This window comes from Streptomyces sp. NPDC005899 (assembly GCF_040629645.1).
Classification (GTDB): Bacteria; Actinomycetota; Actinomycetes; order Streptomycetales; family Streptomycetaceae; genus Streptomyces.
The window spans coordinates 1-3752 of sequence record NZ_JBEXWB010000485.1 but is presented as its reverse complement, the minus strand read 5'-3'; the positions used below and the strand labels follow the sequence as shown (position 1 = coordinate 3752).

The 3752-nt window shown below is 70.5% G+C and carries 2 protein-coding genes; both read left to right on the top strand.

From position 1 onward, the window contains the following. Positions 1-111 precede the first annotated feature (111 nt). The gene (locus tag ABZ371_RS30270; protein ID WP_358685601.1) at positions 112-735 is read left to right on the top strand and encodes a GntR family transcriptional regulator; all 624 of its coding nucleotides are present in this window, start codon (positions 112-114) and stop codon (positions 733-735) included. A gap of 297 nt (positions 736-1032) precedes the next feature. After that, positions 1033-3702 (top strand): pyruvate dehydrogenase (acetyl-transferring), homodimeric type, encoded by a 2670-nt coding sequence (aceE, locus tag ABZ371_RS30265; protein WP_358685599.1) that lies wholly within the window; start codon positions 1033-1035, stop codon positions 3700-3702. The last annotated feature ends 50 nt before the right edge of the window (positions 3703-3752 follow it).

Sequence of the window (3752 nt, the reverse complement as noted above, 5' to 3'; positions counted from 1 at the left end):
CGTCCGGGACTCTCCCGGGCGGGGGCGCCGCCGTATGGTCTAGGGACCACCGGCCGCTCCGGCAGCCGGGTTCGTGGAGAGCAGCACCGGTCCGCCCCGAAGGAGCCCCTCATGACCCCGCCCGTCGTCCACTCGCTGCGCGAACAGATCCGCGAGCACATCGTGGACGGGATCGTCAGCGGGCGCTGGAAGCCGGGCGAGAGGATCGTGGAGCGCCGGATCGCCACCGAGCTGGAGGTCAGTCAGACCCCGGTGCGCGAGGCGCTGCGCGAGCTGGAGACCCTGCGGCTGATCGAGTCGGCGCCCAACAAGGGGGTGCGGGTCCGCAACCTGACGGCGGCCGACCTGGAGGAGAGCTACCCGGTGCGCGCCGGGTTGGAGCAGATCGCGGCCGAGCTCGCGGCCCCGGTGCTGGGTGAGGACTGCTCGGCGCTCACCCCGCACGTGACGGCCCTGTACGAGGCGGACCGGCTGGCCGACGGCGAGGCGCAGGTGCGGCACACGGTGGCCTTCCACCGGGAGATGGTGCGGGCGGCCGGCAACGCCGTACTGCTGCACACCTGGGAGGGTCTGGGCATCGAGGTGTTCACGGCCCTGTCGATCCGGTGGCTGGGCACGGTGCAGAAGTCGTACGCGGAGGAGCACGAGGCGCTCATCGAGGCGTTCCTGCGGCGGGACCCGCGGATCGCGGTGCTGGTCAAGGAGCACGTCCTGGGGTGCGCGCCGCGCGCCTGACCCCGTTCGCGGATGTCGCCCCGCGCGCCCGGCACCGTCCGGCGCGCTGCCCATATGCGAGAACCGGTGCTCGTCCGTGCAGGTCAGCGCCCTTTTTACCCCCTTGGTCCCGTCACTCCGTGCCCCGTTTCGCGGCACCGCATGCCACTTTTCTTCATATCGAGAAGTTTTGCCCTTCACCCTTTGATCGATCATCGATCGGCAACTTACAGTTCAGTCGCGGGCCCACCGGCCCGATCGCCCTGTCCTGCCAGTCAGGGCCTTCTCCACCCCCCTCCATACCGGAAGGCGGCGATCATGACCGACCCCGTAGCAAAGCTTCCGAGCGAGCTCGACCAGCTCCCGGACCGCGACCCCGAGGAGACCGCCGAGTGGGCGGCCTCCCTGGACGCCGTCACCAAGGCCGCGGGCCCGCACCGCGCCGCGTACCTGATGCGGCGTTCGCTCCAGCACGCCGAGGGCGCCGGCATCGCGCTGCCCAAGCTGCTGGAGAGCGATTACGTCAACACCATCCCCACCTCCGCCGAGCCCGCGTTCGACGGCGACCTGGAGATGGAGTCGAAGATCACCGCGTGGAACCGCTGGAACGCGGCCGCGATGGTCACCCGTGGCGCCCGGTACGGGGTCGGCGGGCACATCGCCACGTTCGCCTCGGCGGCCTGGCTGTACGAGACCGGCTTCAACCACTTCTTCCGCGGCAAGGAGGGTGACGGCTCCGGCGACCAGCTCTACATCCAGGGCCACGCCTCGCCCGGCATCTACGCCCGCGCCTTCCTCGACGGCCGCCTCAGCGAGCAGCAGCTCGACAACTTCCGCCAGGAGTCGGGGGGTGACGGCCTGCCGTCCTACCCGCACCCGCGGCGGCTGCCCTGGCTGTGGGAGTTCCCCACGGTGTCGATGGGCCTCGGCCCGCTCTCGGCGATCTACCAGGCGCGCTTCAACCGCTATCTGGCCAACCGCAACATCAAGGACACGTCGAACTCGCACGTCTGGGCCTTCCTGGGCGACGGCGAGATGGACGAGCCCGAGTCGACCGCAGCCCTCGCCCTCGCGGCCCGTGAGCAGCTCGACAATCTGACCTTCGTCATCAACTGCAACCTCCAGCGCCTGGACGGCCCGGTCCGCGCCAACTTCCGCGTGGTCCAGGAGCTGGAGGGCGCGTTCCGGGGCGCCGGGTGGAACGTCGTCAAGACGCTCTGGGGCAGCGCCTGGGACGAGCTGTTCCAGCTGGACACCACGGGCGCGCTGGTGCGCCGCCTGCGCCAGGTGCCGGACGCGCAGTTCCAGACGTACGCCACGCGCGACGTGGCCTACATCCGTGAGCACTTCTTCGGCGCCGAGCCCGCGCTCGCCGAGCTGGCGAAACTCCTGAGCGACGCGAAGATCGCCGAGTGTTTCTACAACTCCCGCGGTGGCCACGAGGCCCGCAAGGTGTACGCGGCCTACCGTGCGGCCGTCGAGCACAAGGGCGCGCCGACCGTCATCCTGGCCCAGACCGTCAAGGGCTACACGCTCGGCAAGGGCTTCGAGTCCAAGAACGCCAACCACCAGATGAAGAAGCTGTCGATCGACGAGTTCAAGGGCATGCGCGAGCTGCTCGGCCTCCCGATCCCGGACAGCGCCTTCGAGGACGGGCTGGTCCCCTACGGCCACCCGGGCGCCGACTCCCCCGAGGTCCGCTACCTCCAGGAGCGCCGTGCCGCCCTCGGTGGCCCGGCCCCCGCCCGCCGCGTGCACGCGGTGGCACTGCCCGAGCCGGAGGAGCGGGCCTTCAAGGCCCTGTACAAGGGCTCCGGCAAGCAGGAGATGGCCACCACCATGGCGTTCGTCCGCCTGGTGAAGGACCTGATGCGGGACAAGGAGACGGGCAGGCGCTGGGTCCCGATCGTCCCGGACGAGGCCCGTACATTCGGCATGGAGTCCCTGTTCCCCTCGGCCGGCATCTACTCGCCGCTCGGCCAGACGTACGAGCCGGTCGACCGCGACCAGCTGATGTACTACAAGGAGGCCAAGGACGGCCAGATCCTCAACGAGGGGATCACCGAGGCCGGCGCCATGGCCGACTTCATCGCCGCCGCCACGTCGTACGCGACGCACGGCGAGACGATGATCCCGTTCTACATCTTCTACTCGATGTTCGGCTGGCAGCGGACCGGCGACCAGATGTGGCAGCTCGCCGACCAGCTCGGCAAGGGCTTCATCGTCGGCGCCACGGCCGGCCGTACGACCCTGACGGGTGAGGGCCTCCAGCACGCGGACGGCCACTCGCACCTGATCGCGTCCACGAACCCGGCGTCGCTGAACTACGACCCGGCCTTCGCGTACGAGATCGCGGTCATCGTCAAGGACGGTCTGCGGCGGATGTACGGCCCGCAGGCCGAGAACGTCTTCTACTACCTGACGGTCTACAACGAGCCGAAGCAGCAGCCCGCGATGCCGGAAGGCGTCGAGGAGGGCATCGTCAAGGGTCTGTACCGCTTCAAGGAGGGCTCCCCCGCCTCGGCGGACGCCCCGCGCCTGCAGCTGCTGGGCTCCGGCACCGCGATCCACTGGGCCCTCCGGGCCCAGGAGCTGCTGGCCGCCGACTGGGGTGTCACGGCCGACGTCTGGTCCGCCACCTCGTGGGGCGAGCTGCGCCGCGAGGCGCTGGAGTGCGACGAGGCGCTGCTCCGCGGCGAGGAGCGCGTGCCGTACGTGACCCAGGCGCTCTCCGGCGCGCCGGGCCCGGTCCTGGCGGTCAGCGACTGGATGCGCGCGGTCCCGGATCAGATCAGCCAGTGGGTGGAGCAGGACTGGTCCTCGCTGGGCACGGACGGCTTCGGCATCTCCGACACCCGCGAGGGCGCCCGGCGCCACTTCGGTGTCGACGCCGAGTCCGTCGTGGTCGCGGCGCTGGCCCAGCTGGCCCGCCGCGGTGAGATCCCGGCCTCCAAGGTCAAGGAGGCCCGGGAGAAGTACGGGATGTGATCCGTCCGGGGGCGGGCACCGGGTCGCCCTGGTGAACTCCAGATGGGCGG

Excerpts from the sequence above, each read along its gene's own strand:
- ABZ371_RS30270 (WP_358685601.1), top strand. The coding sequence starts at position 112 with ATGACCCCGCCCGTCGTCCACTCGCTGCGCGAACAGATCCGCGAGCAC.
- aceE (WP_358685599.1), top strand. The coding sequence starts at position 1,033 with ATGACCGACCCCGTAGCAAAGCTTCCGAGCGAGCTCGACCAGCTCCCG.